This window comes from Mycolicibacterium elephantis DSM 44368 (assembly GCF_004014805.1).
Lineage (GTDB): Bacteria > Actinomycetota > Actinomycetes > Mycobacteriales > Mycobacteriaceae > Mycobacterium > Mycobacterium elephantis.
This window is the reverse complement of the sequence record NZ_ATDN01000034.1, coordinates 132,186-148,861: the sequence shown is the minus strand read 5'-3', so window position 1 is coordinate 148,861 and position 16,676 is coordinate 132,186. Positions and strand designations below refer to the sequence as shown.

The following is a 16,676-nucleotide window of genomic DNA, read 5'->3' as shown; positions in this document are numbered from 1 at the left end:
CGGGCACAGGGCCGAAGGTCGACCGCCCGAGGGACTTGCGTCACCTGATCGCCCGCCGCGCGGACGGGCTACTTGAGCCCGGCGGCGTCCATGCCGCGGAGTTCCTTCTTCAAATCGGCGATCTCATCGCGGATGCGTGCCGCGAGTTCGAACTGCAGGTCTCGCGCCGCGGCCATCATCTGCTCGGTCAGCTCCTTGATCAGATCCGCGAGCTCGGCGCGCGGCATGTTCGTGGTGTCGCGGCCCTCGATGATGCCGGCGCTGACGGCCCGGCCCGGCTCTCCCTGCGCGCGACGGCCGCGGGACGCGTTGCGGCCCGACCCACCGATCTCGATGTCGTCGGCCTCGCGATAGACCTGGTCGAGGATGTCGGCGATCTTCTTACGCAGCGGTTTCGGGTCGATGCCGTTGGCCTCGTTGTAGGCGATCTGCTTGGCGCGGCGCCGCTCGGTCTCGTCGATGGCCTCCCGCATCGACTCGGTGATGTTGTCGGCATACATGTGCACTTCACCGGAGACGTTGCGCGCGGCGCGGCCGATGGTCTGGATGAGGCTGCGCGTGGACCGCAGGAACCCTTCCTTGTCGGCGTCGAGGATCGCCACCAGCGACACCTCGGGCAGGTCCAGCCCCTCGCGCAGCAGGTTGATGCCGACCAGCACGTCGAAGTCCCCCAGCCGCAACTGCCGCAGCAGCTCGACGCGGCGCAACGTGTCCACCTCGGAGTGCAGGTAGCGCACCCGGATCCCCATCTCCAGCAGGTAGTCGGTGAGGTCCTCGGCCATCTTCTTGGTCAACGTCGTGACCAGCACCCGCTCATCACGTTCGGTGCGGAGCCGGATCTCGCCGATCAGGTCGTCGATCTGACCCTTCGTCGGCTTGACGACCACCTTCGGGTCCACCAGGCCGGTCGGGCGGATCACCTGCTCGACCACCTCGCCGCCGGACTGGCTCAGCTCGTACGGGCCGGGTGTGGCCGACAGGTACACCGTCTGCCCGATCCGGTCGGCGAACTCCTCCCAGGTCAGCGGGCGGTTGTCGACGGCGGAGGGCAGCCGGAACCCGAAGTCGACGAGGTTGCGTTTGCGGGAGATGTCGCCCTCGTACATCCCGCCGATCTGCGGCACCGTGACGTGGGACTCGTCGATGACGAGCAGAAAGTCCTCGGGAAAGTAGTCCAGCAGGGTCGCCGGCGCCGACCCTGGCGGGCGCCCGTCGATGTGGCGTGAGTAGTTCTCGATGCCCGAGCAGAAGCCGACCTGACGCATCATCTCGATGTCGTAGTTGGTGCGCATCCGCAGCCGCTGCGCCTCCAGGAGCTTGCCCTGGCCCTCCAGTTCCGCAAGCCGCTCCTCGAGTTCCTGTTCGATCGTGGAGATCGCGTGTGCCATCCGCTCCGGCCCGGCCACGTAGTGCGTGGCGGGGAAGATCCGCAGCGAGTCGACCTTGCGGACGACGTCGCCGGTCAGCGGGTGCAGGTAGTACAGCTCTTCGACCTCGTCACCGAAGAACTCGATGCGGACGGCGAGCTCCTCGTAACTGGGGATGATCTCGACGGTGTCACCGCGCACCCGGAACGACCCACGGGTGAACGCCGTGTCGTTGCGGTTGTACTGCACGTCGACCAGCAGCCGCAGCAGCGCGTCCCTGGGCACCTCGTCCCCCACGTTGATCTGGACACTGCGGTCCAGATAGGACTGCGGCGTGCCCAGGCCGTAGATGCACGACACCGACGCCACCACCACCACGTCGCGACGCGACAGCAGCGCCGACGTGGCCGAGTGCCGCAGCCGCTCCACGTCGTCGTTGATCGAGCTGTCCTTCTCGATGTAGGTGTCGGTCTGCGCGATGTACGCCTCGGGCTGGTAGTAGTCGTAGTACGAGACGAAATACTCAACCGCGTTGTGCGGCAACATTTCCCGTAGCTCATTTGCCATCTGGGCGGCGAGCGTCTTGTTCGGCTCCATCACCAGGGTGGGCCGCTGCACCCGCTCGATCAGCCACGCCGTCGTCGCCGACTTACCGGTGCCGGTGGCACCCAGCAGCACGACGTCGCGCTCACCGGCCTTGATCCGGCGCTCGAGCTCGTCGATGGCGGCCGGCTGGTCACCCGCGGGTGAGTACGGGCTGACCACCTCGAAGCGGCCGCCGACGCGCACCAGGCCGTCGACGGCATCGCCGGCTGGTCGGTACTCGGAATGCGCCACCACGGGGCGCTCGGTCGCGAAGGCCATAATTCACCAGGGTAGAACCCGCCACCGACAGATTCTGTTCCGGCGGCTCACGCGGCCGCGACGCCACAGTAGGCTGACCCCATCCACGCTCCCAAACACGAGACGTTCGATCTGGTCGCCCGCACCAATACCGACCCGAAAGGCATCGTGCGGGCGGTCGACGTCTACACCGTCAAGCCATGGGGTCTCTACATGGCCAGGCCCACCCCCGGCCGCACCCAGTTCCACTACCTGGAGTCTTGGCTGCTTCCGTCGCTGGGGCTGCGGGCCACGGTGTTCCACTTCAACCCCGGCCATGATCGTGACCAGGACTTCTACCTCGATGTCGGGCAGATCAGCCCGGGCCCGACAGCATGGCAGGCCGAAGACCACTATCTGGACCTCGTGCTGCGCACCGGCCGCGGGGTCGAACTCTGCGACGTCGACGAGCTGCTGACCGCGGTCCGCCACGGGCTGTTGACCCCTGAGACCGCGGAGCAGGCGGTGCAGACGGCCGTGTCGGCAGTCGACGGGCTGGCCAGGAACGGATACGACCTCGGCCGGTGGCTCGCCGGTCACGGCATGACCCTCACCTGGCGTAACGGATGAGCCGTTTGGGACGATCTTGATCGTGATGGCGAACACGACACGGCATGGCCGCGCCCGGGGGTGGGATGTAGCCTCAGGTCACATGAGCCCCACCGAACGCACCTGGCTTGCGGTCGGAGCGGTGGCGGCGGTGGTGTCCGGCCCGCTGTTGACACCGGCACCCGCGCTGGCTGACCCGACGGCCGACACGCAGACCGAGGACCAGCCCGCCGAGGCCGAGGTGCTGCACAACATCGTCTACCGCGCCCGCATCGACGGGGTGTCCCGCGGTGCGACGATCACCTACACCGCGCAGGGCAACCAGATCCAGTCCGCCGACCCGACCATGGTGCCGGGGCGGGTCTTCGAGGTGAACACCGTCCTGCCCGAGTCGAGCAGCGCCAGGATGCGCGTCGCGATCGAATGGCCGTACTCGGCGAATTTGCATTGCGAGATCCTGATCGACGACCAGCTCGCCGCCCAGGCCGACGACTTCATCGGGCCGACCGTGCTGCCCCAGCGCGACGATCCCGACTACGGCGCGCTCGTGTGCGAGGCGCCGGTGGACGGGGTGCCGAACGCACTGCCCCTGGACCCGCACGCGCCGCCAACTGCCGAGGACGGTCCCCCGCCGGTCGATCCGCCGCCGGCGACCTGACCGGCTAGGCGCGCCACCCGGTGGCGGTGGCCCACTCCCAGGCGCGCCGGTAGGCGTCGAGAACCCACGGCTCTTTGGCCTGCGCGTAGTCGGCGGTCGTCACCGCATGCCGCTTGGCCCGCAGATAGTCTTCGCGCACACCGGGATTGGCGCTGAGCCACTCCGTGAACAGCAGGGCGAACTGCTGGTTGGGCCAGCCGTCGACGCGGATGTGGATGTTGGCGGGCCTGCCGGGATCGGCGGCGCAATGGAATCGTTTGCGCCATACCCGCGGATCATCGGTGTGCGCCACATCGGCGGTGATGTCCTCCCGGCGCGGAAAGCCCACCTGGGTCAGCGGCTCCTCGAGCGCATCGGCGTCCTCGAGGGAGGCGACGGTGACCTGGATGTCGATGACGTCCTTCGCGTCCATCCCCGGCACCGCCGTGGAGCCGATGTGGTCGACACGCAAAACCTTTGCACCGCCGGCCATTTCGATGCGTTTGATGATTCGTGCCGCATCTTCGGGCCATGAGGGACGGTACGGCGTGAGCTCGTGGACGGCCTTGGCGCATGCCCGCACGCGGATGTTGTGCGCAAGGGGCAGCACGCGGTTGTACCAGAGGTCGCGGGCTTTCTCGACGAGTGCGCCCTGCGAACCCGAGTTGTCAAGCAGCACATCGGCGATCGCGCGGCGTTGTTCGTCGGTGGCTTGTGCGGCGATGCGCGCACGGGCGTCCGCCTCGTCCATGCCTCGCTTGATCAACCGCGCCACCCGTGTCTCCACCGGGGCGGTGACCACGACGACGAGCGGAAACATCGGCGCCATCCCGGTCTCCACCAGCAGCGGGATGTCCTCCACCACCACGGTGTCCTCCGACACCGCGGCGATGATCTCCTCCCGCCGCTTTCCGACGAGCGGGTGCACGATCTCGTTCAGAAGCGCGCGGCTCTTGTCGTCCCGAAACGCCTTGGCGGCCAGCGCAGGCCGATCCAACGCGCCGTGCGGCAGGAGGATGTCCTCGCCGAACGCCTCGACGAGTTGCTTGAGCCCCTCGGTGCCGGGTTCGACCACTTCCCTGGCGATGACGTCGCCGTCGACGATGACGCCGCCGCACTCGCTGAACACGGCGGACACCGTCGACTTGCCGGCGCCGATCCCGCCGGTCAGACCGATGCGCAGCATCGTGCCGTGTCAGGCGGAGCCGGCGAGCTTCTCCCGCAGCGCCGCGAGCTGTTCGTCGCTGGCCAGCGAGCCTCCGGCAGGTGCGTCGTCGCCGCGCGAGGTGCCGTTCGCGGTCGACGGCTTGGCCGCCTCCTCCGCCTCGGCGGCCGCGAACTTCTCCATCTGCGCGGTGTGCATCTTGTGCCTGCGCTCGGCCTCGGCGTAGCGGGCCTCCCACTCCTCACGCTGCTTCTCGTAACCCTCGAGCCATTCGTTGGTCTCGGGATCGAAGCCCTCGGGGAAGATGTAGTTGCCCTGCTCGTCGTAGCTGTCGGCCATGCCGTACTTCGACGGGTCGAACTCCTCGAGGTAGTCCTCGTTGGCCTGCTTCAGCGACAGCGAGATCCGGCGACGCTCCAGGTCGATGTCGATGACCTTGACCATCGCGTCGTCGCCGACCTGCACCACCTGGTCCGGCACCTCGACGTGGCGCTCGGACAGTTCGGAGATGTGCACCAGGCCCTCGATGCCCTCCTCGACGCGGACGAACGCGCCGAACGGCACCAGCTTGGTGACCTTGCCGGGGACGATCTGGCCGATCGCGTGGGTGCGGGCGAAGTGGCGCCAGGGATCTTCCTGGGTCGCCTTCAGCGACAACGAAACCCGCTCGCGGTCCATGTCGACGTCGAGCACCTCGACGGTGACCTCGTCGCCCACCTGGACCACCTCGGACGGATGGTCGATGTGCTTCCAGGACAGCTCGGAGACGTGCACCAGGCCGTCGACACCGCCGAGGTCGACGAACGCGCCGAAGTTGACGATGCTGCTGACCACGCCCTTGCGGATGGCGCCCTTCTGCAGCTGGTTGAGGAACTCGCTGCGCACCTCGGACTGCGTCTGCTCCAGCCAGGCGCGGCGGCTCAAGACCACGTTGTTGCGGTTCTTGTCCAGTTCGATGATCTTGGCCTCGATCTCCTTGCCGATGTACGGCTGCAGATCGCGGACGCGGCGCATCTCGACCAGCGACGCGGGCAGGAAGCCGCGCAGGCCGATGTCGAGGATCAGGCCGCCCTTGACGACCTCGATGACGGTGCCCTTGACGGCCTCGTCCTTTTCCTTGAGCTCTTCGATGGTGCCCCAGGCGCGCTCGTACTGGGCGCGCTTCTTGGACAGGATCAGCCGGCCTTCCTTGTCCTCCTTGGTGAGGACCAGGGCTTCGACCTCATCACCCACGGAAACGACCTCGTTGGGGTCGACGTCGTGCTTGATGGAGAGTTCGCGGGAAGGGATGACGCCTTCGGTCTTGTAACCGATGTCGAGCAGGACTTCGTCACGGTCAACCTTGACGATCGTCCCTTCGACGATGTCGCCATCGTTGAAGTATTTGATGGTTTTGTCGATGGCGGCGAGAAAGTCCTCGCTCGAGCCGATGTCGTTGACGGCTACTTGGGGCGAGGTGACGGAGGGACTTGGCATGTGGTGGGTTGCTCCGGACAGATTTGGTCGTAGGGACTGGGACTTCGAGTTATTTGTGATACCCGCTATGGATCATCCGTAAGCCAATGCGCAAAACCCACGCGAGTACCCGTCGAGGGTACTCGACTGACTCCACGCTGGACAAACCCGGTCAGAAGTGACGCCGCCGGATCAGCCGCCACAGTACGAAGCCGGTCTGCAGGCCGATCGCCACGGAGAACATGGAGATGAACGTGACGCCGAGCGCGGAGTCACCGTCCGCGCCGAACAACTCGGCGATCCCGATCAGGCCCATCGAGCCCGGCACCAGCAGCCAGAACCCGGGCAGGATCATCGTGATGGCAGGCGGTGCCGCCCGCCGCCGAGACAGGCTCAACGCGCTGAGGGTCAGCACCAGACCGCCGCAGAAACCGCTGGCGTAGCTGCCAAGCACCAGGTCGCCGAGGTATTGGGCGGTGTACGCGGCGTAGGACACGACCAGCAGCCACGGCAGGAACCACCTCGGCGGGCCGAGGAACAGCATGACGCCGACGGCGTAGACCGCCACCCCCGCCCACGGTGCCCACGGCCCCAGCTTGTTCAGCGCGACGGAGCTGAGGTTGGCGGTGTCCTCGCCGAGAAGTTGGACGGCGATCAGGATGCCGAAGACCAGCTGAGCCAACTGCATGAACCCGCCGACCAGACGACCGGATCCCGAGATCGTGTCGCGTGAGGTCAGTTCGATGACCGCCAGTGTGATGGCAGCACCGGGCAAAAACATCGCCAGCGGCGGGATCAGGGCGCGCAGCCCGATGTGGTCCAGGCCGAGGTATTCGGCCACCGCGATGCTGACGGCGGCCACCGCGAAGGCGCTGACCACCGGCACCAGCTGGGCGGCGACACCCGCCCGTCGCCCCAGAACCGCGATCAGCCCCACCATCAGCCCCAACACGGTGGCGCCCAGCCGGTTCAGCGGCGTGGGTTCCAGCACCAGCCCGAGGCCCGCGCTCCACACGCCGTAGCCGAGCACGGTCACCCACTCGGGGTACCGGGGCGGCAGGGCCAGGACGCGGTCCAGCTGAGCGTTGCCCTCGACCGGATCGACCTGGCCGCGCATGGTGGCCGTCACCAGCCGCGCCAACGGAAAGGTCTGATCGAACCGCAGGTCGGTGTCCAGATGAGCCGATTTCATCGTCGTGCCGCTGCCGGTCGCCGGCCCGACGACCTGCACGGTGTTGGGCAGGGCGAGGAAGTCGTTGGGCACACCGTAGGCGGCGGATGACCGTTCCAGCATCCGCCGGATCAGGGTGACCGGGTAGTTCGCCGCCCCCATCGCCGAGCCCAGCCGAGCCAGGAATTGAATCTGCTGGCTGTCGGCGGGCTTCTCCATGAGTCTCTGGGTCGTCGCCTAGTGGGCCGCCGAGTCCCACGTGCGGCCGAACCCGACCGAGACCTCCAGCGGGACGTCCAGCGGGTAGGCGTTGCCCATCTGTTCACGCACCAGCTTCTCAAGGGTGTCGCGCTCGTCCGGCGCGACCTCGAACAGCAGCTCGTCGTGCACTTGCAGCAGCATCCGCGATTTCAACCCGGTGTCCTTGATCGCCTTGTCGACGTTGATCATCGCCTTCTTGATGATGTCGGCGGCGCTGCCCTGGATCGGTGCGTTGAGCGCGGCGCGCTCGGCCGCCTCGCGGACCTGCCGGTTGCTGCTGTCCAGTTCCGGCAGATAACGCCGCCGGCCGAACACCGTGGAGGTGAAGCCGTCCTTGCGGGCCTGGTCGACGACGTCGCGCAGGTAGTCGCGAATACCGCCGAACCGGTCGAAGTACTGCTCCATCTGCACCTTGGCTTCCTCGGTGGAGATCTTGAGCTGGGCCGCCAGCCCGTAGGCGCTCAACCCGTAGGCCAGGCCGTAGGACATCGCCTTCACCCGCCGCCGCAGTTCCGGGGTGACCTCGTCGATCGGCACGTCGAACGCGCGGGACGCGACGAACGAGTGCAGGTCCTCCCCCGTGCGGAACGCCTCGATCAACCCGGCGTCCTTGGACAGGTGCGCCATGATGCGCATCTCGATCTGGCTGTAGTCCGCCGTCATCAGCTCCGCATAGCCCTTGCCGACGACGAACGCGTCGCGGATGCGCCGGCCCGCCTCGGTGCGGATGGGGATGTTCTGCAGGTTCGGGTCGGTCGACGACAACCGGCCCGTCGCGGCGATGGTCTGGTTGAACGTGGTGTGGATGCGCCCGTCGGAGGCCACCGAGTTCAGCAGCCCGTCGACGGTGACCTTGAGCCGGGTGGCGTCGCGGTGCGCCAGCAGATGCTGCAGGAAGGGGTGGCCGGTCTTCTCGAAGAGACTCTGCAGCGCATCGGCGTCCGTGGTGTAGCCGGTCTTGGTGCGCTTGGTTTTCGGCATCTCGAGCTCATCGAACAGCACCACCTGCAGCTGTTTAGGCGAGCCGAGGTTGATCTGCTTGCCGATCACCGCGTACGCGGCCTCCGCCGCGTCGCGGATGTGGTCGGCGAACTCGCTCTGCAGCTGGCCGAGCCGGTCCAGGTCGACGGCGATGCCTGCGGTCTCCATCTCGGCCAGCACCCGCTGCACCGGCAGTTCCATGTTGCTCAGCAGCGCCAGCGAGTCGATCCGCGCCAGTTCCTCGTCGAGCGCGTCGGCGAGGTCCATCACCGCGCTGGCCCGCAGGATCAGGGTCTGGACCGCCTGGTCGTCGACGCCGTCGCCGTCATCGAGCAACGAAAGTTGTTGCTGTTCAGGCTTTTCCGCGCGGAGTTCGCGCTTGAGGTATCGCAGCGACAGGTCGTCGAGCGTGAAGCTGCGCTGCCCGGGCCGCACCAGGTAGGCGGCCAGGGCGGTGTCGGACGTGACGCCCTCGAGCTTCCAGCCGCGGCCTTCCAGGTCATGCATCGCGAGCTTGGCCTCGTGCAGCGCCTTCGGCACGCCGGGATCGGCCAACCACGACGCCAGCGCGGCCTCGTCCTCGGGCGTCAGCGTGGCGGTGTCGATGTAGCGGCCGTCGCCGTCCGCGGCGACGATGGCCAGCGCGGTGGCGTCGCTGTCGAAGGCCTGATGCATGCCCACCACGGCCAACCCGAACCGGCCGCCCGAGCTGTGTTCGGTCAGCCAGGTGGCCAGCTCGCCCGGCTGGAGCGCGCCGCCGCGGATCTCGAAACCCTGGTCGACCTCGGGATCGGCGGATGCCAGCGTCTCGAACAGCCGGTCGCGCAGCACCCGGAACTCGAGATCGTCGAACAGCCGGTGGATCTGGTCGCGGTTCCACGGCTGCATGCGAAGCGTGTCGGGGGTCTGCGCCAGCGACACGTCCCTGACCAGGTCGGTCAACTCCCGGTTGAGCACCACGCTGGACAGGTTGGCCCGCAGCGCGTCGCCCACCTTGCCCTTGATGGCGTCGACGTTGTCGACCAACCCCTGCAGAGAGCCGTATTCGGCGATCCACTTCGTCGCGGTCTTCTCCCCGACGCCGGGGATGCCCGGAAGGTTGTCGCTGGGATCACCGCGCAGCGCCGCGAAGTCCGGGTACTGCTGTGGGGTCAGCCCGTACTTCTCGACCACGGTCTCCGGGGTGAACCGGGTGAGCTCGCTGACGCCCTTGCGCGGATACAGCACCGTGACGTTGTCGCTCACCAGTTGCAGTGCGTCCCGGTCGCCGGTGACGACCAGCACGCGGTACCCGGCCTCCTCGGCCTGCGTGGCCAGGGTGGCGATGATGTCGTCGGCTTCGTAACCGGGTTCGGCCAGCACGGTGATGCCGAGCGCGCCCAGCACCTCTTTGGTGATGTCGATCTGGCCGCGGAACTCGTCCGGGGTGGTCGATCGGCCGGCCTTGTATTCGGGGTACTTGTCGACCCGAAACGTCTGCCGCGACACGTCGAACGCCGCCGCGATGTGGGTGGGCTGTTCGTCGCGCAGCAGGTTGATCAGCATCGCGGTGAAGCCGTATACGGCGTTGGTGGTCAGCCCGCCCCTGGTCTTGAAGTTCTCCGCGGGCAGCGCGTAAAACGCCCGGTACGCCAGCGAATTGCCGTCCAACAGCATCAATGTCGGCTTCTGATCGGCTGCAGGAGCCGAACCGGTCTTCTTGTCGGTGGCGGTGCTGGCTGGGCTCACGGCCTTACTCTATGCACCGAGGGTGACAAGCAGTAGGCACCCTCGGAAGCCCCTCAAAAGCCCCCTCAAAAGCCGAGGAACATGCGGAACCGCTGACCGACCTCCGCTGACTGACCGATCCGCACCAGCCAGCCGTCGAACGCGACCTTGGTCTCGGCGGGGTTCCAGCCCAGTTCCTTCGCGACGCGGACCATCCCGGCCTGGTCGACGATTCCACGCGCCTGCGCCTCGCGGGCGAGCCTGGCGTAGTCCTGTAACGAGATGCCGTTGATCGGCTGCCAGATCGGATCGTCGGCATCACGGGGACGCATTGCGGGCCCGCCCGTCGCCGCGAGGTTGATCGGTCCGGCGGTGCGTACGTCCATGGTCGTCCTCGACGAACGAGGCGCCGGTTCCCGTTTTCGGGCACGACGCCCCATCGCTCCGCCGGCCCCCATCTGCCCGCTCCCGGATCGTGATGTATGGTCGGACGCTACCCTTGCAACCGCATATACGGTGCGGAATCGCCGAGTTGGCGGTCCGGCGGGGTTCGGTGCCGTCTCGTTCGGGCGGCGAAACTGGAACACGTTTCAGCTCGGTTTCGCGGGTCGGTAGGCTGACCGACGTGTCCGCAGCTACTCAGCCAGCCATCGACGGATGGTTCGCCACCGACGAGTCCGGCGCGCCCTATCTGATCGGCAGCAAATGCCATCGGTGCGGAACCTATGTGTTCCCCCCGCGCGCCAACAATTGCCCCAACCCCACATGTGACGGCGACGAGTTGGCACAGGTGCCGCTGTCCCGGCGCGGAGCCCTGTGGAGTTACACCGAAAACCGCTATCCGCCGCCGGCGCCGTATCCGGCGCCCGATCCGTTCGAGCCGTTCGCGATCGCAGCCGTGCAGCTGGCCGACGAAGGCCTGATCATTCTGGGCAAAGTGGTGGAAGGCACGCTGGCCGAAGATCTCGAGGTCGGCATGGAGATGGAGCTGACCACCATGACCCTGTACGTCGACGATGACGGCGTCGAGCGCGTCGTGTACGCATGGAGGATCGCCCAATGAGCCCAGAACCGCTCTACATCCTTGGCGCGGGCATGCACCCGTGGGGCAAGTGGGGCAACGACTTCACCGAGTACGGCGTGGTCGCCGCCCGTGCGGCGCTGGCCGAGGCCGGGTTGGAGTGGCCGCAGATTCAGATGGTGGCGGGCGCCGACACCATCCGGAACGGCTACCCCGGTTTCATCGCCGGCTCGACGTTCGCCCAGAAGCTCGGCTGGAACGGCGTTCCGGTCTCGTCCTCGTATGCCGCGTGTGCCAGCGGCTCGCAGGCCCTGCAGAGCGCGCGGGCGCACATCCTGGCGGGTTTCTGCGACGTCGCGCTGGTGATCGGCGCGGACACCACGCCCAAGGGGGCGTTCGCACCCGTCGGCGGAGAGCGCAAGAACGACCCGGACTGGCAGCGCTTCCACCTCATCGGGGCGATGAACCCGGTGTACTTCGCGCTTCTGGCCCGTCGCCGGATGGACCTCTACGGCGCGACGACCGAGGATTTCGCCCAGGTCAAGGTGAAGAACTCGCGGCACGGCCTGCAGAACCCGAATGCGCGCTACCGCAAGGAATCCTCCGTCGACGACGTGATGGCCAGCCCGATGGTCGCCGATCCGTTGCGGCAGCTCGACATCTGTGCGACGTCCGACGGCGCGGCGGCGTTGATCGTGGCGAGCAAGGCGTTCGCGCAGAAGCATCTCGGCTCGCTCGACGGGGTGCCGTCGGTGCGGGCGGTGAGCACGGTGACGCCGCGCTATCCGCAGCATCTTCCCGAGTTGCCGGACATCGCAACGGATTCCACCGCGGCGGTGCCCGCGCCCGAGCGGGTGTTCAAGGACCAGATCCTCGACGCCGCGTACGCCGAGGCCGGCATCGGTCCCGAGGACGTCGACCTCGCCGAGGTGTACGACCTGTCCACCGCGCTGGAACTCGACTGGTACGAGCATCTCGGCCTGTGCGCCAAGGGTGAGGCCGAACAGTTGCTGCGCAGCGGCGCGACGACCATCGGCGGCAAGGTCCCGGTCAACCCGTCCGGTGGGCTGTCGTGCTTCGGTGAGGCGATTCCGGCGCAGGCGATCGCGCAGGTGTGCGAGCTCACCTGGCAACTCAGGGGGCAGGCCACCGGTCGGCAGGTCGAGGGCGCGAAGGTCGGGGTCACCGCGAACCAGGGCCTGTTCGGCCACGGCTCGTCGGTGATCGTGGCCCGCTAGCGGCCTCCCCGTCTTTCGGCGAGGGTGCGTGTCTGAGGGCGACACACCGGGTTCCGCGGCGAGTTCGCGCACGCTCGTCGTACGGGTCAAGCCGGGCAGCCGAAAGGGACCGTTGGTCGAGGCCGGCGCCGACGGGTCGTTGACGGTCTACGTCCAGGAGCGCGCCGTCGACGGTAAGGCCAACGAGGCCGTCGTCAAGGTGCTGGCGCGACACCTCGGCGTGGCTCCGAGCCGGGTGCGGCTGGTGTCGGGTAGGACGGCGCGGATCAAGCGCTTCCGGATCGACTAGGGCCCGCCGCGAGCGTGCGTGAACTCGCGGATCTTGTCGGCGTGTCGCTCGCAGACACGCACACTCGCCACCAAGCGGGAACAGTTCAGGCGACGCCGAGGTAGGCGGCCCGAATACTGTCGTCGGCCAACAACTCTCGCGCGTCACCCGACCGGGTGATCTCACCGGTTTCCAGAATGTAGGCGCGGTCGGAACGGCTCAGCGCCTGTTGCGCGTTCTGCTCGACGAGCAGCACGGTGGTGCCCTGGGCATTGATGTCGGCGATGATCTTGAAGATCTGCGAGATCACCATCGGCGCCAGCCCCATCGACGGCTCGTCGAGCAGCAGCACCCGCGGTCGGGCCATCAGCGCTCGTCCGATCGCGAGCATCTGCTGTTCGCCGCCCGACAGCGTGCCGCCGACCTGCGTGCGGCGCTCGGCGAGCCGCGGAAACAACTCCAGCACCCAGTCCAGCCGTTCCCTGTGCTCGGCGCGGGACGCGAACTTGCGCCCGTAGCAACCCATTTCGAGGTTCTCTATGACCGTCATGCCGGGAAACACCCCGCGGCCCTCTGGCGCCTGAATCAGGCCGCGGGCAACCCGAAGGTGCGCCTTGAGCTTGGTGATGTCGGCGCCGTCGAACCACACCGATCCGGAGGTGAGCGGTCGAAGTCCCGAGATCGCCCGCATCGTCGTCGTCTTGCCCGCGCCGTTGGAGCCCAGCAGGGTCACGAGTTCGCCGTCACGGACCACCAACGAGATGCCGTGCAGTGCCCGGATGCGCCCGTACTGCACGACGACGTCGCGCAGCTCGAGCACGATCGGCTTGTCGTCACTCGATTTCGTCATCGGACACTCCCAGGTAGGCCGCGATGACCCTGGGGTCCTCGCGAATCTCGCTCGGCAGCCCGTCGGCGATCTTGCGGCCGAACTCCAGCACCACGATACGGTCCGTCACCCCCATGACCAGCCGCATGTCGTGCTCGATCAACAGCACGGTGTAGCCGTCGTCGCGGATCTTCTGGATCAGCTCGATCAGCGCGGCCTTCTCCCGTGGGTTGAACCCGGCGGCCGGTTCGTCGAGGCACAGCAGCTTGGGCTCGGTGGCCAGCGCGCGGGCGATCTCGAGGCGCCGCTGGTCGCCGTAGGACAGGTTCTTCGCCTTCTCCTCGCCGCGGTGCGCGATCCCCACGAAATGAAGCAGGGCAGCCGATCTCTCGATCGCCGAGCGTTCCTCGCGGCGGTGGCGCGGGCTCCGGACCAGCGCGCCGGGCACCGAGGTGAAGTGCCGGGCGTCGGTGCCGACCATCACGTTCTCCAGCGCGGTCATCTCGCCCCACAGCCGGATGTTCTGGAAGGTGCGGGCGATGCCGCGGCGGGTGATCTGGTGGCGCTTGATCCGGCCCAGCGGCGCGCCGTCGAACAGCACGGTGCCCGCCGTCGGCCGGTAGATGCCGGTGATCGCGTTGAAGCAGGTGGTCTTGCCTGCGCCGTTGGGGCCGATCAGGCCGAGGATCTCGCCGCGACGGATATCGAACGACACCGAGTCCAGCGCCACCAGGCCGCCGAACTTCATGGTCAGATCCTTTGTCTGCAAGAGGATCTCACCCTCCGCGGCGTGGATGTCGCGGTGGACGCCTGCCAGTTCCTCGATCGTCACCGCGCCGACTCCTTCTCCGGCGAGCGCAACAAATCGCGCGCGGCTTTACTGTAGGCCAGCAGTTGCTGGCGCGCCGGGAACAGTCCTTGCGGGCGGAAGATCATCAGCATCACCAGCGCCAGCCCGAAGAACAGGTACTTCAGGTCGCCGAGATTGATCCCGAGGAACTCCACGCCGAGCAGCCGGTTCGGCAGGTAGACGATGACGAACGCACCGGCCACCACACCCAGTTTGTTGCCCTGCCCGCCCAGCACCACCGCGCACAAGAACAGCATCGAGTTGATGATGTTGAACGTCGGCGGTGCGACGAACTGCACCTGCCCGGCGTAGAGCGCCCCCGACAGCCCCCCGATCGCCGCGCCGATCACAAACGCCCACAACTTGAAGCGGAACGCGTTGACGCCCATGACCTCTGCGGCGTCCTCGTCCTCCCGGATGGCGATCCAGGCGCGCCCGACGCGGCTGCGTTCGAGGTTGCCGACCATCACCAGGATGATGACCATGAGGACGATGCCGAGCCAGAACCACCAGGTGCCGTAGTTGGTGTCGCCTGCGGAGTTGCCGCTGGAGAACACCCCGTCGGGCAGCCGTTCGCTCGCCCCCACCCGCGGATAGGCGACCTCGTTGAGCCCGCGCGGTCCGTTGGTCACCTCGGACAGGTTGTCGGCCATCAGCCGGATGATCTCGCCGAATCCGAGTGTGACGATGGCCAGATAGTCGCCGCGGAGCCGAAGCGTCGGCGTGCCGAGGATGAGGCCGCTCAGCGCGGTGATGGCCATCGCCAACGGCACGCAGGCCAGCCAGGCCCAGTCCTCGTGCAGCCAACCGGTGGGGCCCATCCTGTTCCACGGGCTGTTGGGGCTGGTCAGCAGTGCGACGGTGTAGGCGCCGACGGCGTAGAAGCCGACGTAGCCGAGGTCGAGCAGGCCGGCCTGGCCGACCACGACGTTGAGCCCGATCGCGATGATCGCGACCATGGCGAACTGGGCCATCGTGCCGCCGAAGCTGATGTTCGGGGTGGTGAGGAACGGCGGAGGAAACAGCGGCAGAAACGCCAGCAGCCCGAAGGCGATGATCCCGAAGCCCCACTTCTGCACCCGCGACAGGCGATCCCACCAGTGCCGCACCGCGTCCCCGGGCGCCAGCAGCTTGCCGGACCACCTCGATGCGTGTGGCGCGGTGGGCTTCTCGCTGGGCCTCATGCTCGTGCCTTCCCCAGGCTCTCGCCGAGTATTCCGGTCGGGCGGAAGAACAACACCAGAACCAGCAACACGAACGCCACCACGTCACGCCACTGCGTGCCGAACACGGCCTGCCCGTAGTTCTCGATGATGCCCAGCAGCAGGCCGCCGAGCAGCGCGCCGCGCAGGTTGCCGATGCCGCCGAGCACCGCGGCGGAGAACGCCTTGATCCCGAGCAGAAACCCGCCGGAGTAGATGATGCCCTGGGGCACCTTCAGGGTGTACAGCAGCGCCGCCGCGCCCGCCAGCAGGCCGCCGATCAGAAACGTCATCATGATCACGCGTTCCTTGGAAACGCCCATCAGCGTCGCTGTGTCGGGATCCTGGGCCACCGCACGGATGCCGCGGCCGAATTTGGTCTGGTTGATCGTCAGGTCGGTCAGCAGGGCCAGGATCAGCGCCGCGATGACGATGATCAGCGTGATGTTGGAGACCGCGGCGCCGAACACCGTGAACTGGGTTTCGGGGGCGACGAGCCGGATCGGCTGCTGCGCGTTGGAGCCGCCGTACCCCTCGATGATCTTCGGCAGGATGAAGTGCACGAACTCCTGCAATACGAACGACATGCCGATCGCGGTGATGAGAAACGACAGCCGTTCGGCCCCCCGGTTGCGAAGCGGTCGATATGCGACCGCCTCCAAACCGACCGCGGTGCCTGCCGACACCATCATCGCGAACAGCATCGCGATGCCCAGATACAGCACCGTCAGGGCGACGCCCTTGTTGTACGTGTTCCCGCTCGGGGTGAAGCCCAGGATCATGTCCAGGCAGAAGTACGCGCCGAACATGCCGAACATGAAGACCTCGGAATGGGCGAAGTTGATCAGCTTCAACACCCCGTAGACCAGCGTGTAGCCGACCGCCACCAGGGCGTAGATGGCGCCCCACGACAGGCCGTCGATTGTCAGCTGCCAGAAGCCGTCTCGCAGCCCGTCGAGGTTGAAGCTGATGCTGGCGGCCACGCAGGCAGCCTCGCCGACGCACTCGGCGACAATCCCGGTCATCCGGTGGCGGCTCCTCGCGGCTGGTCTTCTAGCGAAAACGCGTCCGAGCCATACGGTCTCGGACGCGT

General features: G+C 67.3%; 15 protein-coding genes. 5 read left to right on the top strand and 10 right to left on the bottom strand.

The genetic code is table 11. The features are described from left to right. Window positions 1–68: 68 nt before the first annotated feature. Window positions 69–2,231 carry an excinuclease ABC subunit UvrB gene (gene uvrB / locus MELE44368_RS20320; protein WP_128110153.1) on the bottom strand — a complete coding sequence of 721 codons (2,163 nt, stop codon included), beginning with the start codon at window positions 2,229–2,231 and terminating at the stop codon, window positions 69–71. Window positions 2,232–2,312: 81 nt separating this feature from the next. On the opposite strand from uvrB, the gene MELE44368_RS20315 reads away from it, so the two are divergent. Continuing rightward, entirely contained in the window at window positions 2,313–2,819 is a 507-nt protein-coding gene (locus MELE44368_RS20315) for a ribonuclease FAU-1 family protein (RefSeq protein WP_164890182.1), read from the top strand. An 82-nt stretch (window positions 2,820–2,901) separates the two neighbouring features. Further along, window positions 2,902–3,456, top strand: a complete 555-nt coding sequence (locus MELE44368_RS20310; RefSeq protein ID WP_128110151.1) for a hypothetical protein — start codon at window positions 2,902–2,904, stop codon at window positions 3,454–3,456. A gap of 4 nt (window positions 3,457–3,460) precedes the next feature. On the opposite strand, the gene coaE is transcribed toward MELE44368_RS20310, so the two are convergent. The 5 genes from coaE to MELE44368_RS20285 all read right to left on the bottom strand — a co-directional run bounded on the left by coaE (window position 3,461) and on the right by MELE44368_RS20285 (window position 10,561). Beyond that, entirely contained in the window at window positions 3,461–4,621 is a 1,161-nt protein-coding gene (gene coaE, locus MELE44368_RS20305) for a dephospho-CoA kinase (protein WP_128110150.1), read from the bottom strand. A gap of 9 nt (window positions 4,622–4,630) precedes the next feature. After that, the gene (gene rpsA, locus MELE44368_RS20300) at window positions 4,631–6,076 is read right to left on the bottom strand and encodes a 30S ribosomal protein S1 (protein WP_128110149.1); all 1,446 of its coding nucleotides are present in this window, start codon (window positions 6,074–6,076) and stop codon (window positions 4,631–4,633) included. A gap of 151 nt (window positions 6,077–6,227) precedes the next feature. Then, window positions 6,228–7,445, bottom strand: a complete 1,218-nt coding sequence (locus MELE44368_RS20295; RefSeq protein WP_128110148.1) for a threonine/serine exporter family protein — start codon at window positions 7,443–7,445, stop codon at window positions 6,228–6,230. An 18-nt stretch (window positions 7,446–7,463) separates the two neighbouring features. After that, complete coding sequence (gene polA, locus MELE44368_RS20290; RefSeq protein WP_128110147.1) at window positions 7,464–10,196, bottom strand: DNA polymerase I; 2,733 nt, start codon at window positions 10,194–10,196, stop codon at window positions 7,464–7,466. A gap of 65 nt (window positions 10,197–10,261) precedes the next feature. Next, window positions 10,262–10,561 (bottom strand): hypothetical protein, encoded by a 300-nt coding sequence (locus MELE44368_RS20285; protein WP_128110146.1) that lies wholly within the window; start codon window positions 10,559–10,561, stop codon window positions 10,262–10,264. 239 nt (window positions 10,562–10,800) lie between these two features. Here MELE44368_RS20285 and MELE44368_RS20280 point away from each other — a divergent pair, with 239 nt between their 5' ends. The 3 genes from MELE44368_RS20280 to MELE44368_RS20270 are packed head-to-tail and all read left to right on the top strand — an operon-like array spanning window position 10,801 to window position 12,723. Next, window positions 10,801–11,238, top strand: a complete 438-nt coding sequence (locus MELE44368_RS20280) for a Zn-ribbon domain-containing OB-fold protein (RefSeq protein WP_164890176.1) — start codon at window positions 10,801–10,803, stop codon at window positions 11,236–11,238. After that, the gene (locus MELE44368_RS20275) at window positions 11,235–12,434 is read left to right on the top strand and encodes a lipid-transfer protein (protein WP_128110145.1); all 1,200 of its coding nucleotides are present in this window, start codon (window positions 11,235–11,237) and stop codon (window positions 12,432–12,434) included. Before MELE44368_RS20280 ends, MELE44368_RS20275 begins: the two co-directional genes overlap by 4 nt. A 28-nt stretch (window positions 12,435–12,462) precedes the next feature. After that, window positions 12,463–12,723, top strand: coding sequence for a DUF167 domain-containing protein (locus MELE44368_RS20270; protein ID WP_128110144.1), 261 nt, complete (start codon window positions 12,463–12,465; stop codon window positions 12,721–12,723). 85 nt (window positions 12,724–12,808) lie between these two features. Here MELE44368_RS20270 and MELE44368_RS20265 read toward each other — a convergent pair whose 3' ends face one another. Genes MELE44368_RS20265 through MELE44368_RS20250 form a run of 4 tightly spaced genes read right to left on the bottom strand, consistent with a single transcriptional unit; the run spans window position 12,809 to window position 16,608 of the window. Further along, window positions 12,809–13,552: an ABC transporter ATP-binding protein gene (locus tag MELE44368_RS20265; protein ID WP_128110143.1), complete on the bottom strand. Its 744-nt coding sequence runs from the start codon at window positions 13,550–13,552 to the stop codon at window positions 12,809–12,811. Continuing rightward, the gene (locus MELE44368_RS20260; protein ID WP_128110142.1) at window positions 13,536–14,363 is read right to left on the bottom strand and encodes an ABC transporter ATP-binding protein; all 828 of its coding nucleotides are present in this window, start codon (window positions 14,361–14,363) and stop codon (window positions 13,536–13,538) included. Before MELE44368_RS20260 ends, MELE44368_RS20265 begins: the two co-directional genes overlap by 17 nt. Beyond that, entirely contained in the window at window positions 14,360–15,565 is a 1,206-nt protein-coding gene (locus MELE44368_RS20255) for a branched-chain amino acid ABC transporter permease (protein WP_128110141.1), read from the bottom strand. The genes MELE44368_RS20260 and MELE44368_RS20255 overlap by 4 nt, the downstream gene beginning before the upstream one ends. Beyond that, complete coding sequence (locus tag MELE44368_RS20250; protein WP_276050343.1) at window positions 15,562–16,608, bottom strand: branched-chain amino acid ABC transporter permease; 1,047 nt, start codon at window positions 16,606–16,608, stop codon at window positions 15,562–15,564. The genes MELE44368_RS20255 and MELE44368_RS20250 overlap by 4 nt, the downstream gene beginning before the upstream one ends. Window positions 16,609–16,676 lie beyond the last annotated feature (68 nt).

Coding starts and splice junctions, on each gene's coding strand:
- MELE44368_RS20255 (WP_128110141.1), bottom strand. CDS start 15,565: ATGAGGCCCAGCGAGAAGCCCACCGCGCCACACGCATCGAGGTGGTCC.
- MELE44368_RS20310 (WP_128110151.1), top strand. CDS start 2,902: ATGAGCCCCACCGAACGCACCTGGCTTGCGGTCGGAGCGGTGGCGGCG.
- MELE44368_RS20275 (WP_128110145.1), top strand. CDS start 11,235: ATGAGCCCAGAACCGCTCTACATCCTTGGCGCGGGCATGCACCCGTGG.
- MELE44368_RS20250 (WP_276050343.1), bottom strand. CDS start 16,608: ATGACCGGGATTGTCGCCGAGTGCGTCGGCGAGGCTGCCTGCGTGGCC.
- MELE44368_RS20265 (WP_128110143.1), bottom strand. CDS start 13,552: ATGACGAAATCGAGTGACGACAAGCCGATCGTGCTCGAGCTGCGCGAC.
- MELE44368_RS20285 (WP_128110146.1), bottom strand. CDS start 10,561: ATGGACGTACGCACCGCCGGACCGATCAACCTCGCGGCGACGGGCGGG.
- rpsA (WP_128110149.1), bottom strand. CDS start 6,076: ATGCCAAGTCCCTCCGTCACCTCGCCCCAAGTAGCCGTCAACGACATC.
- MELE44368_RS20295 (WP_128110148.1), bottom strand. CDS start 7,445: ATGGAGAAGCCCGCCGACAGCCAGCAGATTCAATTCCTGGCTCGGCTG.
- coaE (WP_128110150.1), bottom strand. CDS start 4,621: ATGCTGCGCATCGGTCTGACCGGCGGGATCGGCGCCGGCAAGTCGACG.
- uvrB (WP_128110153.1), bottom strand. CDS start 2,231: ATGGCCTTCGCGACCGAGCGCCCCGTGGTGGCGCATTCCGAGTACCGA.